Origin of the sequence: Fictibacillus sp. 7GRE50, from assembly GCF_015903875.1 — a bacterium.
GTDB lineage: Bacteria > Bacillota > Bacilli > Bacillales > Fictibacillaceae > Fictibacillus > Fictibacillus phosphorivorans.
On sequence record NZ_JACZDW010000002.1, the window covers coordinates 293,872 to 310,634 of the forward strand.

Genomic DNA, 16,763 nt, shown 5'->3' on the forward strand with positions numbered 1-16,763 from the left:
CCTAACTTTATTGTATACTTAATTCAAAAAAAGGAAAAATATGGACTTTCGTCGAATTTTGGAATAAGGGGGAAATAAAATGAATAAAATAAAGCCTTTTGTTATTCCACTTCTATTCTTCTTGGTTATTTTTATTTCGTTCACTTTAGAAAATTTAAAGACTGAACAAAAACTACCTATTGAAGGTTGGAGCCGTTCACTGCCATTACAAACAGAGAAGATAGGTGAAGTTAAGCCCGTATTTCAAGAACAAAACGGAATGCAACGCGTATATGTTCCGAAAGAAAATGAAGTTTTGAGTTTTCAAGTTACTGACAAATTAGATGTAAAAGATAAAATTACGATACCTCTCTCTATCCCGAGTCCTCAAAATTTCTGGGTACAAGGTGATCAGTTTGTATTTGTCAGGGACAAGAAGCTCATTCACTATGACGGGAAGAATGAAAACGTTCTTGATCAAGACGTTAGAGGTATGGATTCTAATCCAAACAACATCATTTATTTTAAAGAAAACGAAATTTTGGCAGTAGATAAGAGTTCATGGAGTGTTCAATCTTTAAAGAAAGTGCCTGAACAAATTTATTCAGTTGTTCTAAACGACAAATCTGATTCGTTTATTAGTGTTAGAAAATCTTCTAAGGAAACGACTAAACAAGTTAAGGTTACTTTTTATAAACCTGATAATCAGTTTGACTCTGGATTTAAGGAATACATAATTTTAGATATAGATGAACAAATTCATGAAAATCATTTTGGCTTTTACTTTATTGAGAATGGAAATGATGTGACGGTTTATTATTCTCTGTTTAATAACAATTCTGGAGGTAAGTCATATAAGATCTATCAAGGGACCAACCAATTGAATGCAAATACTGATTGGGATTTTTCTATCATGACATTCATAGACAATAAAGGAACGAAGCTTGAAAATCCAAAGTTTATTCAATATGGCGTTGATGAGAATGGTCAAGCAAAAGTACTGTTTACTACTCGTGCATTAAAATCTAACGAAAAAGAAGCTGTTAATGTATATGAAGCACGAGCTGATGAAGATGTTTGGAAAACGGAGCTGCGCAGTACAACAAACTATCAGTCCATTCACCCTTACTGGATTGGTGAAGATTCTGTTATGTGGTTAAACTTAGTGGGTTACAAAGAGTACAAATTTAGTGGAGCTTCTAAAAATCCTGATGTTATTGAAAAGAGTCTTAAAATTACAAAAGTAGATCTTAAAGAAGCCGTTTCTGCAACGATATTATCTCTTTTTCAAGGATTAATCTTTGCGATGAGTTCGGTGTATTGGATCACTCCTGCAGTCCTTTTTGCATTAGTCATCTACATAGTAAAGATTAAATGGATGGAAGAAGAAGATAAGCGCATTTTGTACACCATCTTAGCCCTGTTTCTCGGTGTTCAATTCATCTTTATTCAAAAGTTGTTTAATACGCATTATTACATGTATGCTCCCGATTTCTTGGCGTTTGCAGGGAGTTCCATTGTTATTCCTGTGGTAGTGGCACTACTTAGTGGTGCCGCAGTCTGGTATGGAAGAAAACAAGATTGGGGCAAATTAACGGCTATTTGTTATTTTGCTGTATTAAATACTTTCTTTTTATCGCTTGTTGTTGGGCCGTATATGTTTTAAAGGATGGAAATAAGAAAAATAAGGAAATAAGACTATTTATTGATTATAATGAAGATAGCTTTTGGCATATATATTTTTATCCATATTAAAGAAAATGAAGGAGGTTTACATATGCAACGTCATAGAAGAAGAAACACACCTGCTTTTACCGTTTTAGCTTATTTCACCTTCATCGCTGGAGTGTCCATGTTTTGTATCGGACTCTACAATGCAGACAATTTGCAACTGAACGAAAAAGGTTATTACATCGCCGTAATGATATTGGTAGCCGTTGGTGCGATTCTGACCCAAAAGGTTACTCGTGATAACGCGGAGGATGACGAACTAATTGCTGAGCAAGAGCGAAAGTATACGAAAGCAGAATAGGACCACAAAAAAAGGAAGGCACATTTAATGCGCCTTCCTTTCATCATTATTTTACTTGTTCTCCAGCGTACACTTTTACATCCGTTGGAGCAGCCATAAAGCTTGCTGCTTTTTGACCGAAAGCCACAAAGTGCTCACTTGTGTTATGATTTTGAACCGCTTCTTGGTTCTCCCAAACTTCTACCATCATATACGTTGCTTCTTTTTCTGTATCTTTTTTAAGATCGTATTGAATGTTACCTCTTTCAGCACGCGAAGCCTCTACTAATGTTTTTACCTCGGCTAAGAATGCTTCTTCTTTTTCTTTTTGTACCGTTAAACCTGCGTGAATAATAATCATCTTATCTATTCTCCTTTCTTATCTCCACTCTGTTGTTTCGTCTACTGATAGACGAACAGATTGATATCCAGCATCTGCTGCTTTACCGATTGAAAGCAACATAACAGGGAAATATCGTTCTTTATCTAAACCAAACGCTTCAGCGATCTCAGCTTTTTCATATCCACCGATCGGATTCGTGTCGTATCCATGTGCACGAGCAACAAGCATTAATTGCATGGAAACAAGTCCTGCATCGATCAAGTTCATATCTTTAAATTGCTCTGGAGTCATTTGTTCTAAAAGTCCACGAATAGCTGGCACTTGCTGATTTCTAACTTCTTGTGGCATATGCCCTTCGTCTACGGCTTTGTCGTAGATTTTTTCAAGGTAATCCAAGCTGTTGTTATCTGCAAATACAGCAATTACAGCAGATGATGTTTCTACTTGACGTTGGTTAAACTTAGCTAGAGGTGCTAACGTTTCTTTTCCTTCAGGTGTATCAATTACGACAAAGCGCCAAGGCTGTAAGTTAACAGAAGATGGAGCAAGAGAAGCCTCTGTTAAGATTTCTTTCATCTCTTCTCTAGAGATTTTTACTGATGGGTCGTAGTTGCGAATGGATCGACGTCCAGTGATAATTTCGTTGAAGTTATTGATTTTAGTTTGTTGCATCATACATTCTCCTTTATGTGTAATAGTCTTGGTTGTGCTTGATTGTGATTACTCAAAATGTTCAATATTGTGCTGAATACGTGTTAACATCTCAAGCAAAGTTTTTCTTTCTTCAGCAGAAAAATCATGTAATACACCAGAAATAAAACGTTCCTTCTCTTCCCGGTAATGAATGATTTTCAAACGACCTTCCTCTGATAGAGAAACATACGTAAATCGTTGATCTTTAGGATCTTTCCTGCGGATCACCATTCCTTTATCTTCAAGTTGTTTCAGATGCCTAGTTACGGCAGCATGATCAATATTCACTTTCTTTTGAAGAGCTCTTTGACTGATCTCTTCCACTTCATATAATTCATGCAAAAGCTCTAAGCGAGTCTGACTGATCCCTGTACAGCTTTCAAACTTAGGAACCGTTCTGCGATGTATCTCATACAATCGGTTAATAATCTTCTCATCATCTATATATGAGTTGGACAACAGCATCCCCCTCCTTCGGATAATTGATAGCTCAATAATTGATACGTCAACTAATATAAAATACTTTGTTTCAAATGTCAAACAGAAGAGTTTCTTATGTAAAAAATAAAGAGGCTATCTGCGATGAACAGATAGCCAAGCCATGATATTAAATTTAATTAGCGCTTTCCGCCAAGAGCTTGAGCAACTAAACGTTTTGTGATTTCTCCACCTACAGATCCGTTAGCACGAGAAGTTGAATCTGGTCCAAGGTTTACACCGAACTCAGAAGCGATTTCATACTTCATTTGGTCGATAGCTTGTTGTGCACCTGGTACTACTAATTGGTTTTGGTTAGCCATGTTATTTTCACCTCCTTGTTGAATTAAGATTATAATCCCACAATGAATCGTTCTTATGCGCGACAGAAAAAGGTAGTATTTGTTAATAAAAAAATAGGACGATTATTTGAGTATCGTCCTGTGTGAAACAAGTGGCAAACCTGTTCTTTGTATAGTTTTAGATTTTCCTTAAAATGAGTAATTATTCCATTTATCTTATAAAATTTTACAGGTATGAATTTGGAATACAACAATTAAAGATGCGAAACACTATTTGCAAAATATTCATCTTTTATCACACTCATTCGTAACCGATCAACAAACATGCCGCCACGTAAACGGTCTTGTCTTAGAATGCCTTCTTCTACATAACCTGCGTTTTTATAGGAGGAGATGGCTTTATTATTATCGATCTCGACTCTAAGCCAGATTTTATTAAGCGAGAGTTCATTAAAACCATACTTTAGCATCTCATGCATAGCGGCAATACCATAGCCTTTGCCCCAATAACCTTTATCACCAATGGCTATGCCTAATTCGGCATGTTGATTCAATCGATCAATATTTTTCAGATCGACCCATCCAATATGTTCGCCTGTTTCACTAAGTATTGCTTTTTGCTCATAACCGTTGTTCTTAGCGATACACTGCCTTATCCAATTCCTTGTTTCTTCCATACTAAATGGTGGATATTTGTCAGGCATGTTTAGGTGCTTTGTCACTTCTACGTCTAAACACCATGCATAACGGTCTTCAGCATCCTCTATAACGAGATCCCTAAGTTGAACTTTTGGAAGTACCTTTTGCATGTTTTCACCTATTTTCTTTGTTTTTTCTTTTGAAAAGATTGAATGGACTTTGTATAACCTAACTTTTCAAAGAATTGTTCTTTTCCAGGCTGAGCACCTATAAAGAGGGATGTTGGACTTTGTTTCCAAGCTATTTCCATTAGATGTTTGCCTATCTTCCTGCCTTGATAGTCTGGCCTAACAAGAATTTCAGTGATGGTTCCAAAGAAATAGCCATCAGTGAGAATTCGAATACAGCCAACGAGTTTCTCATGATCCCATGCTGTGATGTTCAATGTTTTTTGTATAGCTTCTTTTGTAAACTGTTCATGGTACTCACCTGGCCATACAGCATTCACTAACGAGAGGAATTTTGTAACGCACAAATCCTTGTCTAAAACATATGTGATTCGTTTTTCTCCATCTTTGTACTTCATGGAACACACTCCCTAAAAAGATCTAACGGGTGAAATGAGATGAAGATAACTTGATTTTTGATGTGTGGATTCAATTACGATTGGTCTCATCGAGCCGTTAAATTTTATGTTGATCTCTTCGTCCATAATCGTATGTAAGGCTTCCTTCAAAAAGTGACCATCAATTGAAATCTTTAGATCATCGTCACCTGCTAGGTCCTTAATTTCTTGTAATTCTTGAATACTCCCCATCTCCGAAGAGCCTGAAGAGATGCACAGTTTACGATTTTTAATACTTAACGTAATATTGTTGTTTTTCCATTCACTAGCAAACAAACAGGCGCGATCAATTCCTTTTACAAGAATCTCTCTATCTAGAGTCAATACTGTTTTTTGTTCATTCGGAATGAGTTTGGACGTATTCGGATACTGCCCGGAAATTAATCTAGAATACAGAGAAATCTCATCTGTTTCAAAAAGGATGTAACCGTCTGCTGAGTACATTTTTACGATACCTGAATAATCACTGATTTGTTTTACAAGTTCACTCAGGCTGGAGCTTGGAACAATAAACGAGGTCTCTTTCGATACGTGAACTTCGTTTATTCGAGAAGCTAAACGTTGTGAATTAGTGGCAGCTGCCGTTAGCTTATTGTTTGAGAAAGTAAAATGAACACCAGTAAGTACTGGCCTCGTTTCATTTTTAGCTGTTGCAAAAACCGTTTGTTTGATAATCTCTTTTAATTCGTTTGCATCCATACCTATTAAGTTTGTTTGATCAATCTCAGGTAACTGTGGATATTCGTCCGCTCTAAACCCATTCAGCTGAGTGAAGATGTCCCCCGATCTAACCTTTAACACTTGAGTATTGCTTACTTCGATATGAACGTCTTCAGGTAGCTTGCGAATGAGCTCTGTAAAATATCGCTCTGAAACGACTGCACTTCCTATTTGTTCAATGCTGATATTTCGGGACGTTATGTCTCTAGAAATAAAACGTTTAATGATAATATCTGAGTTTGTGCCTATGAGCGTTATCCCCTCATCCTCTGCTATCACTTTTATGCCAGAAAGAATGGGAACGAGTGACTTTTGAGTAACGGCTCTTCCCACATCAGAAAGAGCTTTACTAAATACTTTTTGATCAACCGTAAACTTCATAATTTGATGTATCCTTCCTCGTTTATCTACTTGGATTTTCATTAATATTCAGATTATTATTTTAACACAAAATTCCAATTTCTCAGATTTAAAAAACCCTTTCAGCTCATTGAGCAAAAAGGGCCACACACCATTTATTTCACTTTTTCAGCTTTCTTAACGAGCGGGATGTAAATGTCGATCTGTTTGTTCTCATCTCCATAGCAACGTTCATCGTAAAGCTCGAATTCTAACTTTCCATTATGCTCATACCCTGAATCTGGAAACCATTTGGAGAAGATTTCAACCCATGTTTGCTGGATTGATTGTACGAAGTTCTCCTCTGAAGCTTTTGGCGTGGTAAAAACAGCATACTCCATCTCTGGAAAACTTCTATAAGACATCCCTTCTGGAGCAGGTGTACCCTTATCCACTTCCATTCCAATCATATAAACAAACTCACCGGTTGTTGTATTGTATTCTGTGCATAACCCCAGTTCTTGGTTTCTGTTTAGAGGGTTTGGAATCTTTTCTCCTAATTTATTCTGAATATAATTTTGCCAAAACTTTGGAATATCTATATTATTTTGTCCATCTGTGTTTCGTGTGTTTAAGTCATACCCGATGATGTGGAAAGCTGGCTTTTTAATGATTTTCATTTCCATGTTTATTCCTCCTGTATAACGATTTATATTCAGGTAAGTCCTTTGATGAAGTGAGACGGGATGAACGGATGCATTACGGTACTCTCGCGGCGATCGGCCATACTGTTTTTTAAATGCTCTATTAAACGATTCATGGTAGTGAAACCCTAGATCAAAAGCGATATCGATCACTTTATCGTCTGATTGCAACAATCGCTTTGCCGCGTATGAGAGTCTTCTTTTCCGCACATAATCCATAACGGATTCGCCGACTAGAAACTGAAACACTCTATGATAATGAAAAGGCGAGAAGCAAGCGAGCTCTGCAAGCTCCTCTAATGTGATGCGGTTCTGCAAATTCTCTTCAATATAGTCAAGTGTCCGCTGAATACAAACTTCATAATCCATCTCCATCACCTACCCTACTTCCATCATATACACGAACGTTCATTCGTTCTTAACCTTTTTTGCTAAGTTATCGATTTACTTATTCTATATCGACAGGAGCAGTCCTCCTATGAGGGTTAATTTCATGAGATTGAGCTTTCAATCCATAGGTTTCGGCTCTCAATCCACGAGTTTTAGCTCCCGATCCACTAGTTTCGGCTCTCAATCCACGAGTTTTAGCTCCCAATCCACGAGTTTCGGCTCTCTATCCACGAGTTTCGGCTCCCAATCCAAAAGTTTCGGCTCTCAATCCACGAATTTTAGCTCTCAATCCAAGAGTTTCAGCTACCAATCCAGAAGTTTCGGCCCTCAATCCACGAGTCTGTAATCGTCGACATTCGCTATTTCCCCATAAAAAAAGCTAGAACCACCAAAAATGGTTCTAGCTATATCAATAATTATTGAATGCCTACTGCATTAAATGCTTGGTTTACTGAAGTAACAGCTTGTGAAGATGCACCATATAAGTCTGTTGCAGACTGTACTGCTGCTGCTCTCGCTTGACTGAAATTTGATGATGACGTTAAGTATACCGTGTTCATACGGTAGAAGATCGCACCTAGTTTGTCTCGTCCGATACCAGTAACTGACACGCCATAATGACTGCCACCCTCACTTAATAGATATGCTGCTTTATTGATGATACCACTGTTGATATGAACGCCGCCGTTGTCACCTGTTCCGGTATAACGAACAGAATAGTGGTCTGGATCTTGGTATTTCGCAGGGTCTGACATCGAGCGAAGTGCATCACCCGCTACGGCAGGCGTGTACACATCTTCACCAATCTCAAAGTCAGGATTTTTACCGTTATAGTACTCAACTAATGTACCAAATATATCAGACATCGCTTCGTTCAATGCACCTGACTCGTTTTGGTAGACAAGATCAGAGCTCGTATCTGTTACTGCATGCGTCAATTCATGAGCAACTACATCAATGCCGCCTGAGAAAGCGATAAAGTTCGTTCCATCACCGTCGCCATATACCATTTGCGAACCGTTCCAGAAAGCATTATTGTAATTTTTATTAAAATGAACAGACGACTTAATTTGTGCTCCTCTATTATCATAAGAGTTACGTCCGTGTGTATTTTTATAATAATCGTAGGTTAATCCGGCAAAGTAGTGAGCGTCAACAACTGCTTGATCGTATGAGCTGTCGAACACGTTATCCGTTCCATTGTATAGCGTTCCTGGCAAGAAGAACTCAGGAAGGAACGTACGGTTCTTCATATCATAAGTGAAGATTCCGTTTCCACGCGTATTATCTTGCATATAATACTTTCCGCTGGATAGCGTGAGGTTCAGTGTTTTTGAATCACCTAGCACACCTTTTCCAGTTCCAGTCGTGTTCGTTCCTGTTACTTCGTGCATGTCATTATACCGATTGAGGATCTCACCTGACTGTGCATCAATAAAATAGTTCCAGTTCCCCGGCTCGGGTGTTAAATAGTTTAAGTTTACAAGATACGCAAAATGCGCTTTACCTTCTTTCATCAATACGATTTTTTCCGCTTTTGGCTTCTTCTCATATTCCGGTTTTAGACCAAGTGCAGCAGTAGCAATTCCCACCGCTTTTTTACCACTGATCTGCTTTGCGTTATTTAACTTTGATTGCTTGTCCATTTCTGGAGCAACTTCACCCGATATTACAGTTAGTTCACCGTTTTTATTAATGTGTGCCACTTGGGTATAACCCCAGATCGGAACACCGTTGTATTCTTGCTGAAGTCTTAGTACCGTATTTCCATTCGCTTCTTTTGTACTCTCTAAAATAGAGAAGGAATCTTCTGCTGTTGTATTTCCTAGTTTGAAGATCGATTTATGACTGTTCACATAATTGAATAGTACCTTTTGTGCAGAAGCTTTTGATTTAGAAGATAACTTACCTGCTAGAAAAGCTGGTGTCCCAGAATCACTGCTTACTTTCACCTTTACCTCTTCTGTCGCAGCCATAGCTGAGGGTCCGAACGCACCTGCGATTAATGTTGCCGCAATCCCCATTGCAACCCACTTCTTCTTTGTCATTGTCACGCCTCCAATTTCCTTTTATTTACTTTGTTTGCAACATCATATCACCTCTCGAACTCTATTTATATGAATTTTCAGAAAGTTAATTAGTTGTTACTAGAGTAAAAAATAGGAAATAAAATCACAGTGTCTGAAGGCATATTTTCTCTATAGTTCTTTTTTACCTAAAATTTGTTAATAAAAAACACTAACTCAAATCAAAGAGAGCTCGCACGTTGATTCAAGTGCGAGCTCTCCACATCAATAAAAAGATTAGGCGATTGTACAGGATTTAATATCCTCATGCTCCAGTAGATCCTGTGGTTTTTTCAACTTGGGATAACCTGTAATTCTGTCACTGATCATAGGTGGTAAAAACCAGATTGCTTGAAGTGCTGTCATTCCTGCTTCAGTTGCACCCCGTAATTCGTCAGATCCACCATCACCAATAAAAACAGATTCTTGTGGAGTTACACCAAGTTTCTCACAAGCCATTTGATAGATTTCTTTTTGCGGTTTTGCAACTCGTGCTTCATAGGAGAAAACCACTTCATCGAAGTAGTCAGCTAACTCACACATTTCCCATGCGTGAACCTCCTCAGCCGCCGCATTAGAGATCAAACCAAGCTTTAGCCCTTTAGTCCTTAAAGTACGAAGGAGTCCTAACACGTGAGGGTCCATCTCTTGAAAAGGAATAGTCTTAACTATCAATCTTTCTTCATGAACATGATCGATAGCTTCTAGATTGGGTTTTATCCCTTGTGAACGAAGTATATCGCTTAAAACACTCTGGTGATCCGGAAACGTTCCATTCATTCTTCGCTCTCTTCTAAGGTCCCACTCTATTTTAAATATATTTTTATCTAACCCTAATGATTCGGTAGAATATGCTGCTTTCTTCTTTCCTTCTTCCCACTCCGTGATCAGCGTTTCATACAAATCGAAAAAAACAGCTTTTATCACCATTTCCCCTCCCTTTAAAGTACTTTTGCATACACACTTGTATCTCGAAGTTTCGTAGTTGATCCAATCTCCAATGCGTCATTACGGAAAATACCTTCCAATGTAAAACCAAGTCGCTCAGGAATAGCCGCACTTTTATCATTTTGAGTATCACAGCGAATCTCAATTCGACGTGCTTTAAGCTCATTAGCAGCAAACTCAGTAATTCCTTGAACAGCTTCTGTCATATATCCTTTTCCTGCATAGCGAGTATCAATCCAATATCCAATCTCGAACTTTGGGATATCCCAATTGATACGGTGTAATCCTGATGAAGCAACCAGGTTTCCATTTTCTTTTAAAAACACAAGCAACCGCAGATCTTCTCTGCTTAAAAACTTCATATGCGCCTCTCGAATATTTACTTCTACGTCTTCCTCTGTTTGTTCAAAATGGGCAAACGGAAGCCATGGTTTTAATTCGGCTAGTGAAGCATTTATTGCTTCAAACATCGCTTTACCGTCTCCAGGTTTTGGCATACGGATAAGTAGTCGATCGGTTGTAAATTCAGTTGGGAAATTCATTAGAATAGGCTTCATGTTGCACCTCCAAGAATGTTTTAAGTAAGATGAGTTAGTTTGTCAGGGTTTACTACCCAATAAATAGTCTGAATCAGGTCATTCTTAATCTGTAAAGATAGAACTCCCAATACTTGATGCTCTGCATATAGTATAATTCCTGGTTCGCCGTTAACAATCGTATATTTAAATGAAAAGTCTTCCTTTGCTTTTGCCATGATTCCCATGTAAAAGCGAGAGATTCGCTCTGCTCCCAAGATTGGAACAAGAGCAGCTTTTGTTTTCCCACCGCCATCTGATAGGAGTTTCGCATCCACAGCAAGCAAGCTTAATAGTTTGCCGACATTTCCTGAAACTACAGCTGATACAAACTGTTCAGTTAGTGCCGACGCTTTTGGAGATGACGACTGTCCAATTGCATGACTGCCTATTGCCTTTTTTGCCCGGTGAAAGATTTGTCTGCAGTTCGAACTACTCTTCCCAATCACTTCTGCAATCAACTGATATTCATACTCTAGGACTTCCCGAAGCAAAAAAACAGCTCGTTCTGTTTCTGATAGCTGCTCTAACAACAGTAAATATGCTGTAGAAAGAGATTCTTTCATCACATAACGTGATGCTGGATCTTCGTTGTCTGTTATTAATGGTTCTGGAAGCCAAGGTCCTACATATGTTTCTTTTTGTTTACGCGCAGATTTAAGCAAGTCAATACAGCGATTCGTTACGATTTTACAAAGGAAAGCTTTTGGGTTCTTGACATGATCAACGGGTTGTTCACTCCAAGTAATGTACGCATCTTGCACGATATCTTCCGCATCTTGCACACTTCCTAGCATTCGAAACGCCAATGAAAACAAGAGTGATTTATATGTTATAAATAACTGCTCTGTATGAACATCGTTCATCCATTAAGCCTCCCTTCGCAAACGGTTTAATCCTTCATTTTGTATAATGGCTTTTGCTGCTCTTTTAGCACTGGCAAATGCTGCGTCCACCAACATTTCTCCATGTCCTGCTCCGTCTCCAGCAATGTATAGTCCTGGTATTTCAGGTACACAGGGTCCAAAATATTGTTTGTCTTGAACGTTAATCATGTCTTGTACTACAATCATTTTTGGCAGAAACTGCTGAGATACAAGTTCTTTTCTCCATCCTGGCTGCATGAGATCTAAAATACTCTCAAGCTCTTGTTTATGAACTTTTCCACTCTCTTCTTTTTTCGTTCCTAAATATTTGATCATTTGAATAACAATCTCACCATCCTGACTTAATGAACACGCTCTAGAGTGGTTAGAGAACAGAATATGCTGATCGATTCCTATCGCAAAATGATGACGCGATCTTGGTAGTTTTTTTAAAGCTACGTCTAGGCAAGCAGCATATACGGGACGTGCTTGTTGACTCCACTTTTGCAGCAATGTTCCTTCTGAATGCTTCATTAGTTTCATCGATTGCTCAGGTCCTGTTGTGAGAATTACATTTGAAACTTCGATTGTTTCTCCATCTGCACAAAAAAGTTGATGCCTGGTTCCATATTCGGTAGATAAGACCATTTTGTTTGTAAGAATCATTACACCAGCAGACAAAGCCTTTGAGCGCAAATTTTCTACGATAGATTGCCAACCGTTGTTAACATATAGAACACCTTTCAGCCCTAATTTGACTTGTTGAATGACAGCACTTGCTAATTGTTGATCGTAATCTATACCATACGTTGATGTTCTGCATAATGCGTAAACAACGTTACGTACCATAGGATTCTTTATTTCCTTTTCAGCCCATTCTCGCAAACTCATATGTGGAATTGATGTGGCATCAATTCTTTGTAGCTTCAACATAACTCTGACAAGTTCCGTCTTGCTCGACCATGTTAAAAGTTTTGATTTCACCATTGCTCCTAATGATCCTGGCAATTTAAATAGTTCTCCATTCCAGATCGCGTATCCTGTTGTATCAGGAACTGCTCCAGATATTTCCACCTCTAACTCAGTCAAAATCTTCTCGGCCGCTCCCCCTCTATATAATGCATGCCCACCTAAGTTGAAAAGTGCTCCGTTTTTTGAGATGGTTTGTGCACGACCTCCTAATTGGCTAGCTTTCTCTAGTACTAAGACAGACTTTCCTGCTTGTGCTAAATATACGGCAGAAGTTAAACCGGCTATTCCGCCACCAACAATCGCCACATCAAATGTATTCATGTGTAATCACCACTTTCTGATTTTACAAACATGACGATTCTGGCTTTTGCTTTGTGACAGAAAACTGTATTTTGTTTACATAAAATATCAAGGGGTAATGATTTTATAAGGTAACATGTTTATTCGAGTTGCCAAATCTGCAAGAAAGGAGATCAACGTGATGTTATATACCAAGATTCTGGTTGCTTTTGATGGCTCTGAAGGAAGTTACACCGCTCTTCACAATGGTAATGAGATTGCACGGCATACAGGAGCTGAGTTAACGTTACTTTATGTGACCAATGAAATGGTTCTGCCTTTGTATGGTGGCGTACATCCAGGCGGAGTAGCGAGTTCAACTGTAGAAGTAAGAAAAGCAGAAATTTTGGAGCAAAGTCATGGTGAAGAAATCCTAAACAGAGCGTTAGGACGTGTTGATCATCAAATAAAGACAACAACAGCCATTTTGCATGGTGACCCGACTACCACCATTTGTGGTTATGCGGATAGCCATAACATCGATCTCATCGTCATTGGTAATCGTGGCCATAGCGGATTTAAAAAACTTTTCTTAGGAAGCGTTAGTCAAAAGGTTGTTTCTAACGCGCACCAACCTGTACTTGTTTCTAAATAACAATTAATTTGTTTGAGGAGCGCCTCTTTAAAAGATGGGCTCCTCTATTTTATTGAATCATTTCAGACACCGTTTTAAACGTATATCCCTTTGCCTTTAAATCCTTGATGATACCTTTAACAGATTTCATCGATTCTGTGCGGCTGTCATACATAACGTGCAACAGAATTATCGAACCAGGCTGAATATTTCGAATCACATGTTTCACTATTTTGGTAGAATCAGATGCAACTTCTGGATATGTTTCTGGCTCTATGTCCCAAAGAATTGTCTTTCGATCGTGTTTATCTAAGTAATAAGGCAGTCCGATTAACTTTTTACCATACGGCGGGCGAAACTGAATATTTCCCTTATATCCTGCTTTGCGGATTAAATCATCCGTTCTTTCAATCTCACTTTTTATATAAGAAGGTGTTTTCAAAACCATTCGTTCATGAGAATAGGAATGATTTCCGAGCTCATGTCCTGCTGCAACTATTTCTTTTGCATCTTCCAAGTTCTCTTCTATCTCTCTGCCAGTTACAAAAAAAGTAGCTTTAACTTCCTCTTCTTTTAAAATCATTAAAATTTCATCAGTGTTATCTGTAGGGCCATCATCAAATGTAAGGGCAACTACTTTTTCAGTAGTATCTGCACTTGTTACTAAACCTCCGAAAAATTGAAAGTCCCTAGAACTGCTTAACTTTAAACCGCTGTATGCCAATCCCATTAATAGAATGATCGCAACGCTTACGTATATGACTATTTTCTTCATTTATTTCTCCTCATTTATGTATAGAGCGATTTGTTAGTCAGAATACCAATAACTCGTTAAATCTGTCGTAACCGAGCTGTAACCATTTTGACGCAGCATAGCTGTAATATTACCTCGATGATAGGCACCATGAGTCGTAATATGCATCACCATCTCAGAGATACTCGTTTCTCTTCTTCTTGCCCAAGGTGTATCTAGTATTAACATTTTGTCCAAATCGACTCCATCGTTAAGAAACTCACTATATTGATTGGTTAATTCCTTGTACATCGTAATGATTTCCTCAATACTCTTTGTATCCGACTCTACTTTTTCGATTTCGAGCGCTTCTGTCATACTCGTGCCTGAGACGATATGAAACCAAAGCTGGTCAACGATATACATGTGTGAAACCACCTTAGAGATGGATGTAAAAACACTTTGCATTTCCTGGTGATATACCTCATCTCCAAGTTCTAATAAACGATTTAAAATCTCCTTGTTCGCCCATACGTGATATTCGTACATCTTTATTGCGTGATGAGTCATATTGTCCTCTCCCTTTAATTCATTCTTCAGCCTTTTGCCTATTTTCGACAACACGATATGATTCCCTCTATTTGTGAAGTTTCAAGAGGAGTTGGAATTGTTTTGAAGAATTTAATACAGAAGATACAATTACTCTTGTTATAAGGAGAACGTTATGAATTATTTTGAACACGAGATATAAAACTGCTACTTATCAAGAGGACCTCCAACAGAACCTTAAAGACTCATCATAATGAAACATAAAATTTTGGAGGTGCACGTATGAAAAGAGATGTAGATTTTGAAATGTATATTAAGGAAGTTAACAAACCATTTTCAGGATGGGATTTTTCATATATAACTGAGTCTGGTCGAATGGCAAGTGGAATGCTTTCTTGGTCTTATGGAAGTATGGTGACCCCTCTTATCGGCAAAGTTTCATCGATGCTTGACATGGGCACTGGAGGTGGAGAACTTTTGTCCAAGCTTCAACCTTTTCCCGCAGTAGTTTGTGCAACAGAAGGATATCCTCCAAACGTCCCAATAGCAAAAGAACGCCTTGAACCTCTTGGTGTAAATATATTTCAAATTGGTGACGACGATCTTCTTCCATTTGAAGATCATACGTTTGACCTTATCATTAATAAACACGAATCTTATTCTCCACTTGAAGTAAAACGCGTATTAACTGCGGACGGGATTTTTCTTACACAACAAGTTGGTGGTTCGGACTGCGCTGAAATTAATACAATGCTCGGCTATCCAATTAATGAAGAATTTTCACATTGGAATTTGCGTTTTGCTGAACATGAATTACGTGAGAGTGGATTCGAAATACTAGAAGCAAAAGAAGAATTTCCTGTTCAGCGCTTTTATGATATTGGCGCCCTGCTTTATTACCTAGACGCGATACCTTGGCAGGTGCCAGATTTTAAAATTGAAGATTCTGTGGAGAAGCTACATCACATTCATGAGATGATTCAAAATAATGGATACTTTGAAGTGAAACAGCATCGTTTTCTACTAAAAGCGAGGAAAAAATAAGGAAATTTAAAAAGCTGACCCGGCGATCGTTCAATTTAAACGCGCTGAGCCAGCTTTTCTTGAGAATGTTCTGGTGGATTGTTAGGAAGATAAAGATTTACTGTCCAGTTTTCTAAATTTACTGTCCACTTATCGCTTTTTACTGTCCACTTTCAACATTTTACTGTCCACTTGTTTTGAGACTACTTCTGAACACTCGTCACCATCCAGCCTTTTTCATCAACCCACTCGAGGTTAACGGTGTATTTTTCGTTCGGCTGTTTATTCGGACTTACTTCTGCGACTGATTTTTGAGGACTGCCACCGTTACCAATCTTCCACACCGTCATGTTTTCATCAAGTCCTGTGGCAAGACGAATCGCTTTCAATTTTTCATTCCAGTCCACGCTGCCTTCATCATAACTAGAAGTATGTGGTCCTGTTTGAGACGTACCGATCGGCTTATTTAGAACAGGTTTGTCACCGGAAGCTTGCTGTTTTTTCTTTTCTGCTTCAGCTTTTTTTGCTTTTTCTGCTTTTTTCTTTTTATCCGTTTCTCTTTCAGGATCTATGCCGATTTCTTCAGAAGGTTCTTGTTTTTTTGCTTTGTCCCCACTATTTGCTTCATTATCTTCATCTTTTTCATAAGCACTTTCGTTATCTGGCTGAAGTTTGACCACTTTATGTTTTGGTTCTTGATTTTTTTCTTCTGTAGCAGGTTCCTCTTCACCGCCCATAAGCAGCGCATCTTTTGGTAAGAATAATAATGCTAAAAGAACAGCTCCTAGTGCACTGAATAATACCACATTTCTCTTTTTTGACTTTTTGCGTTCTGATCTTCTCATCTATTTAATTCACTCCTTCGTATCAAACGTTCCCTTTCGTGATGAAACAAA

Annotated in this window: 20 protein-coding genes; 4 read left to right on the forward strand and 16 right to left on the reverse strand. The window is 38.3% G+C overall.

Annotated elements, in window-relative coordinates; genetic code table 11:
* The first annotated feature begins 79 nt into the window (after positions 1–79).
* The gene (locus tag IHV12_RS08660) at positions 80–1,645 is read left to right on the forward strand and encodes a hypothetical protein (protein WP_197190594.1); all 1,566 of its coding nucleotides are present in this window, start codon (positions 80–82) and stop codon (positions 1,643–1,645) included.
* Between the two features lie 111 nt (positions 1,646–1,756).
* Positions 1,757–2,011, forward strand: coding sequence for a YiaA/YiaB family inner membrane protein (locus IHV12_RS08665; RefSeq protein ID WP_066392185.1), 255 nt, complete (start codon positions 1,757–1,759; stop codon positions 2,009–2,011).
* Positions 2,012–2,057: 46 nt separating this feature from the next.
* Here the strand turns inward: IHV12_RS08665 and IHV12_RS08670 are convergent, their stop codons facing one another.
* The 13 genes from IHV12_RS08670 to IHV12_RS08730 form a co-directional block, all read right to left on the reverse strand.
* A complete protein-coding gene (locus tag IHV12_RS08670; protein WP_197127183.1) occupies positions 2,058–2,351 on the reverse strand; it encodes a putative quinol monooxygenase in 294 nt (97 codons plus the stop codon).
* An 18-nt stretch (positions 2,352–2,369) separates the two neighbouring features.
* Positions 2,370–3,008, reverse strand: coding sequence for a nitroreductase family protein (locus IHV12_RS08675; RefSeq protein ID WP_370568784.1), 639 nt, complete (start codon positions 3,006–3,008; stop codon positions 2,370–2,372).
* Positions 3,009–3,053: 45 nt separating this feature from the next.
* Positions 3,054–3,491 (reverse strand): MarR family winged helix-turn-helix transcriptional regulator, encoded by a 438-nt coding sequence (locus tag IHV12_RS08680; RefSeq protein WP_370568785.1) that lies wholly within the window; start codon positions 3,489–3,491, stop codon positions 3,054–3,056.
* A gap of 152 nt (positions 3,492–3,643) precedes the next feature.
* Positions 3,644–3,826 (reverse strand): alpha/beta-type small acid-soluble spore protein, encoded by a 183-nt coding sequence (locus IHV12_RS08685; RefSeq protein ID WP_191752941.1) that lies wholly within the window; start codon positions 3,824–3,826, stop codon positions 3,644–3,646.
* Between the two features lie 233 nt (positions 3,827–4,059).
* The gene (locus IHV12_RS08690; protein WP_197190595.1) at positions 4,060–4,614 is read right to left on the reverse strand and encodes a GNAT family N-acetyltransferase; all 555 of its coding nucleotides are present in this window, start codon (positions 4,612–4,614) and stop codon (positions 4,060–4,062) included.
* A gap of 8 nt (positions 4,615–4,622) precedes the next feature.
* The gene (locus IHV12_RS08695; protein WP_197190596.1) at positions 4,623–5,030 is read right to left on the reverse strand and encodes a GNAT family N-acetyltransferase; all 408 of its coding nucleotides are present in this window, start codon (positions 5,028–5,030) and stop codon (positions 4,623–4,625) included.
* 12 nt (positions 5,031–5,042) lie between these two features.
* Positions 5,043–6,212: a DNA polymerase III subunit beta gene (gene dnaN / locus IHV12_RS08700; RefSeq protein WP_197190597.1), complete on the reverse strand. Its 1,170-nt coding sequence runs from the start codon at positions 6,210–6,212 to the stop codon at positions 5,043–5,045.
* A gap of 92 nt (positions 6,213–6,304) precedes the next feature.
* Positions 6,305–7,201 carry an AraC family transcriptional regulator gene (locus IHV12_RS08705; RefSeq protein ID WP_370568786.1) on the reverse strand — a complete coding sequence of 299 codons (897 nt, stop codon included), beginning with the start codon at positions 7,199–7,201 and terminating at the stop codon, positions 6,305–6,307.
* A 437-nt stretch (positions 7,202–7,638) separates the two neighbouring features.
* Positions 7,639–9,270 carry a M4 family metallopeptidase gene (locus IHV12_RS08710; RefSeq protein WP_197190599.1) on the reverse strand — a complete coding sequence of 544 codons (1,632 nt, stop codon included), beginning with the start codon at positions 9,268–9,270 and terminating at the stop codon, positions 7,639–7,641.
* A 255-nt stretch (positions 9,271–9,525) separates the two neighbouring features.
* Positions 9,526–10,218 (reverse strand): HAD family hydrolase, encoded by a 693-nt coding sequence (locus tag IHV12_RS08715; protein WP_197190600.1) that lies wholly within the window; start codon positions 10,216–10,218, stop codon positions 9,526–9,528.
* Positions 10,219–10,229: 11 nt separating this feature from the next.
* Complete coding sequence (locus tag IHV12_RS08720; protein ID WP_197190601.1) at positions 10,230–10,793, reverse strand: GNAT family N-acetyltransferase; 564 nt, start codon at positions 10,791–10,793, stop codon at positions 10,230–10,232.
* Between the two features lie 20 nt (positions 10,794–10,813).
* The gene (locus IHV12_RS08725; protein ID WP_197127170.1) at positions 10,814–11,677 is read right to left on the reverse strand and encodes an RNA polymerase sigma-70 factor; all 864 of its coding nucleotides are present in this window, start codon (positions 11,675–11,677) and stop codon (positions 10,814–10,816) included.
* 3 nt (positions 11,678–11,680) lie between these two features.
* Positions 11,681–12,970 (reverse strand): phytoene desaturase family protein, encoded by a 1,290-nt coding sequence (locus IHV12_RS08730; RefSeq protein WP_197190602.1) that lies wholly within the window; start codon positions 12,968–12,970, stop codon positions 11,681–11,683.
* Between the two features lie 160 nt (positions 12,971–13,130).
* On the opposite strand from IHV12_RS08730, the gene IHV12_RS08735 reads away from it, so the two are divergent.
* Positions 13,131–13,583, forward strand: a complete 453-nt coding sequence (locus IHV12_RS08735) for a universal stress protein (protein ID WP_197127168.1) — start codon at positions 13,131–13,133, stop codon at positions 13,581–13,583.
* 49 nt (positions 13,584–13,632) lie between these two features.
* Here IHV12_RS08735 and IHV12_RS08740 read toward each other — a convergent pair whose 3' ends face one another.
* Complete coding sequence (locus IHV12_RS08740; RefSeq protein ID WP_197190603.1) at positions 13,633–14,337, reverse strand: polysaccharide deacetylase family protein; 705 nt, start codon at positions 14,335–14,337, stop codon at positions 13,633–13,635.
* Between the two features lie 33 nt (positions 14,338–14,370).
* Positions 14,371–14,865, reverse strand: a complete 495-nt coding sequence (locus IHV12_RS08745; protein WP_197190604.1) for a DinB family protein — start codon at positions 14,863–14,865, stop codon at positions 14,371–14,373.
* Between the two features lie 261 nt (positions 14,866–15,126).
* Between IHV12_RS08745 and IHV12_RS08750 the strand changes: the two genes are divergently transcribed.
* Positions 15,127–15,888 (forward strand): class I SAM-dependent methyltransferase, encoded by a 762-nt coding sequence (locus IHV12_RS08750; RefSeq protein WP_197127165.1) that lies wholly within the window; start codon positions 15,127–15,129, stop codon positions 15,886–15,888.
* Between the two features lie 182 nt (positions 15,889–16,070).
* On the opposite strand, the gene IHV12_RS08755 is transcribed toward IHV12_RS08750, so the two are convergent.
* Entirely contained in the window at positions 16,071–16,712 is a 642-nt protein-coding gene (locus tag IHV12_RS08755; protein WP_197190605.1) for a YrrS family protein, read from the reverse strand.
* Positions 16,713–16,763 lie beyond the last annotated feature (51 nt).